At 33.2% G+C, this 4,455-nt stretch carries 3 protein-coding genes; all 3 read right to left on the reverse strand.

Going from position 1 to position 4,455, the window contains the following annotated elements:
* Positions 1-197 precede the first annotated feature (197 nt).
* Positions 198-2,093, reverse strand: a complete 1,896-nt coding sequence (locus tag ACMZ6Z_RS08925; protein ID WP_416132192.1) for an ElyC/SanA/YdcF family protein — start codon at positions 2,091-2,093, stop codon at positions 198-200.
* A gap of 18 nt (positions 2,094-2,111) precedes the next feature.
* Positions 2,112-3,977, reverse strand: a complete 1,866-nt coding sequence (locus ACMZ6Z_RS08930) for an HTH domain-containing protein (protein ID WP_416132193.1) — start codon at positions 3,975-3,977, stop codon at positions 2,112-2,114.
* A gap of 19 nt (positions 3,978-3,996) precedes the next feature.
* A partial coding sequence (locus tag ACMZ6Z_RS08935; RefSeq protein ID WP_416132194.1) for a tyrosine-protein phosphatase occupies positions 3,997-4,455 on the reverse strand: 459 nt, incomplete at its 5' end.

Consider the following 4,455-nt stretch of genomic DNA (forward strand, 5'->3'; position numbering starts at 1 on the left):
CACAATAGCCTCCAATTCTGTTTTCTAATAACAGTATACTTGAGGAGTGAGAGGATGACTAGATACCTCGTTATTGGGCGGTTACGGTCCTTATAATACAAGAGTGAAAATATTTAAGGAGCGTTTCGGTCATATATCAGGTAAATTTATGAAAAAAGGGAATAGTTGTTACACTACTCCCTGAATTTCATATATTTTTAAATATTATTTGTTGATCTTTTTTTACGACCAGTAAAAGATAGACCAACCAAACAGAATCCAAACAAAGAGTAAGATAAATTATTAACTGAATTTGTCTTAGGTAAAGATTTTGTTTGAGATACCGCAGAGGCAGTTTCAGGTAGTGAATGCTTTTTATTTTCTGAAACCTTAGTGACGATAGCTGAAGATTCTGCTTTCTTATTACTTTCTTTAGCCTCTGGAGCTTCAGTTACAACTACATTTGAACCAGTTTGGGTTGGTTCTTTTGGTTTTTCTGACGGTAAATTATCAGGATTTTTCTCCCAAATTGCATAAAGTGTTGTATCTAATTTAGGGAAGAACTCATCTAGTTTTATGCCTTCTGAATTTGTTGCCCAACCTTTTAAACTAAAGCCATCTCTAGCTAAAGTAGGGAAATCAACTTTTTCACCTAACTTGTATTCTCGTTTTTCAATTACTTTTTCATCATGGTCCTTAAAGGTAACTTTAACTGTTCTTCTAGAAAACTTATCAAAGTCATCCTTAGTATATATGAAACCAGCACGCAAAGCATTTACGTACGTGTAAAGTCTTTCACCTTCTTGCTTAGATCCCGAAGGAGGTGTCCCACCGCCAGCTGAATCAATTGTGATGTCGTAACCTACTGCATCCGCATAAACTTTTAATACGGTTGTAGCTCGTGGTAAGTGTAAAATTGTACCAACAGCTAGGACTTTTTTAGCTCCAAATTCTTTGAACGCTTTAACCATTCCTACTGCATTACCCGGTGTATCCCGAGCTATATCATCTAAAATCAATCGATCCACAGAAATTCCATTTTCGACTAGCCATTTTGCCATTACATCTGCTTCTGCATATTCGTAACGAACAGGACCCCCACTAAGCACAATTGGAATATCTGGATACCTTTCAGCCATTTCTTTTGTCTTTTCAAGACGTGTTATCAATGCTGGCGAAGGAGTACCTTCAGAATTTGGGGATTGACCAAAAACTGCAATGACATCAGGAACCATATCTGTAAGTTGGTCTGAGCCATAATTTACTTTCTTAGCATTGTTTGAATCAGAAAATTTTAGTACATTATGAACAGCTTCTTCTGCTTCTGGTGAGATATATTTTAAAGCAGCTAAGCGGTTTTTTACTTGCTCCTTTTCACCTGTCACTTTAGCAGCAAGGATAGACAAAGATAAGGCATGAATATCGCTTGGATCTCTTCTTAAGATTCTATCTAGCTGAGAAAAAGCCTCCTTATAATTTTTATTTACTAAATAAACCTCTGCCTGTAAACGATAAGTGTTCAAATAGTCAGGATTTTCCTGAGCTTTCTGATCTAAAGATTTATACAGATCTTGCCATTCCCAACGTCTAAATCTAATAACATCTTCACTAAGAATTGAATCATTGGCATAAGAATCACCATAGTTGGAAATCAATTTTTCCAAAGGTTCACCTCTACCATCAGCTTTTGCACCTGGAGCAGGCAATTCTGAGTAGAAATCAAAACCGATTTCACTAGTATAGTCAACGCGTTCATTCGTAAGATTTTCATAAAAATCTTTTGAAATTGAAGCTTTCTCGGTATCTGATGCAGCTGAATAAGCTCTAGTTTGCACTCCAGGTGCTGAATCATCAGTACTAATTAAAGTAGTTGTTTCGTTTTCAGCTACTGCTGTCTCTGTACTAGTTTCTGAAGTAGTAGTATCAATACTTTGTGAGCTATCAATAGTACTAGTAACAGAAACGCTAGTAGGCAAGTTTTCACTATTATTATCTAAAGCCTGTACATTTGGTCCTGATGACAAAAGCCAGAATAAAGCTAGTGTAGAAATTGAAGTTAATTTCAATGCTCTAAACTTTCTTGCTCTGTAAGAATTATTATCTGTATTGAACATGAGTGTCCTCCAAAACTTTTATATCAATAAATCACGATAAGAAATATGACTATTAGAAAGCAAATCACTTCTTAAGACCATACTATTAAGGATATTTAACAGCATTTTTAAACGCTGAGGATTATTTTCAACGTTTATATGCACATCAATAATATATTCTTGAGATAGGTTACGATAGACAATAATATTATTCTCCTCAGATGAAAGCTCTAGGTTAAATCTAATTTTTGTACCATTATTTTCAATTTCAATGATTTCAAAATTATCCGTAGGCTCAATTTCAATAAAATTATTCCGAAATTCTATTGCTGGAAACTTTGTATCATACGAATACGAATCAAAAAATATCGTACTAAAAGAATCATCATAATCAAATTCTGACAAACCATCTTTTACATAGTAAATTGGATTTTGTGAAATGTTTAAATTCTTACCAAAGTTGGAACAAAGGTAATAATCATAGTTTTTATCGTCACTGTAATTTAATTCATATAACGTTTTTGTTTCGATCCTTTCTATATAATTTGAAAAATAGTGTTGCAGATTGAATTTCAACTGCTGAGTTGACAATCTACCATCAATGGCTATAATGGCTAGTCTTAATTTTTTTCGATCAAGTACAATGCGATTAAGTACACCTAAGAATGTCAGATATAGTATATCTAGCTCTCTTTTCGAAAACTCATAAGCATACTTCTCGTAAAATTTTGAAGATAATTTCTCTACAAAATACCTTAAAATTGGTTGCTCGTCGTTCCTACTAAAATCCTTATAGCGTAAATCAATACTGTCAGATACTTTCAGCAGTATCTTTAAGCTAATCGGAAGCATTATTTTCAAAGTATCTTTAAAACAAGTGTAATCTTCAAAGAAATCAAATCGGAAGTAATCTGATAACTCTCTAAGGATAAAGTTTCTTGTTTCTTGAGCAAGTATAATAAGCTGACTATAATTTTCACTAGAACAATCTGAGAATCTATATAAATCCGTACTTATAACAGCAATGTAAGTTAAAAACTGAATTATTTCTTTTTCAAAAACAAATCCATACAGACGGCTATTTAATTTCTCAATAATTTCAACAACCAATTTATGTTCATCCGTAGATTCATAACAAAAATTTATTGGTTGTAGTTCTAGATCCTGATTTTTCTGATAATAATTATTTCGGAAATAAATTAAATAGATGATAAATCTTTCAATATTAAGGTCCGAAAAAACTATCCGAGATTTAGTAATTGAGCTTAAAATTGTTTTTCGGATAAGTTCCTTGTCAAAATCGGAACAAGCAAACAAATTTTCATAGTCAGGCACCCCTGACTTATAAGTAGTGTATCTATCAAAATACCTATATATTCTTATTGTCAGCATCACTTTCTTAAATTGTGGGCCAACAATCTCGATACCATACTTCGGACGCATCTGGAGTGTTAGTCCATATTTCGAAACAAGATTTTTCACCTCCTGCAATTCTCTTGTCAAAGGACTAGTCGTGAGTAGTTCACTTTGAAAGTCTTCAATTTTGAGTGGTATTGTAGATGATACCAGCCTCCTAAGAATATGTAAGACAAATGTATCTTTCTCATTTTCTAACTTGACAGAGGGAAATATCTGAAATAGCTCTTTGATTTGCTCTATATAACTAGGATTATTGATATGCAATTTGTAACCAAATGACCGTTTGGATTCAATACTTCCTAAACCCTGGATACATGATTTTAATTCATTGATATCTGATTTTATTGTTCGTGATGTTACATTTAACTTTTCAGCTATATACGAACTCGTTACAAAATCTTCCGAACGAAAAAGGAGGATAAATAACGCCTTAAGTCTAGGTTTACTATCTAAGATTTTTAGTCTCTCCGATACTTCCTTACCCACGATATTATCCTCCTATATTTTACTCTAAATACATTTCTCTAAGTCTATCGATAATTTCCTTATCAATATCTAACTCTGAGATAGCATATTGCTCAATTGAACCATAACCATCAATAATAGAATTGATAGAGGCTTCAATAAAATCTGACTTTGTATCAATAAAAGAATAGAGATGGTCTAACACTTTTTCATCGGTTGTTAGTTTTCTATACCCTTCCATTTTTACTCTATTTCGTTCCTCACGATTTTTTCCAGTAATTAGATAATCTTGAATTAAATCCTCCTTACTGACACCGAGAATTCCTAAGAGTAACATAGCTCCGTAACCAGTACGATCTTTGCCTCCTCGACAATGCTGAACACTAGCTGGTGAATTTGGATTTGCAAGAACCGTTAGCATTTTAGAAAATGCTGTTTTAGATTCTTTACCTTCTGCAAATGTTCTGTATTGTGAATAGACAACTTCTGAGTGATCTAC

It is taken from the genome of Streptococcus pluranimalium, assembly GCF_047785705.1.
In the GTDB taxonomy this organism is placed as follows: Bacteria; Bacillota; Bacilli; order Lactobacillales; family Streptococcaceae; genus Streptococcus; species Streptococcus pluranimalium_A.

What these genes read in the sequence shown, in the direction of transcription:
- ACMZ6Z_RS08925 (WP_416132192.1), bottom strand. Translation starts at nt 2,093, where the DNA reads ATGTTCAATACAGATAATAATTCTTACAGAGCAAGAAAGTTTAGAGCA.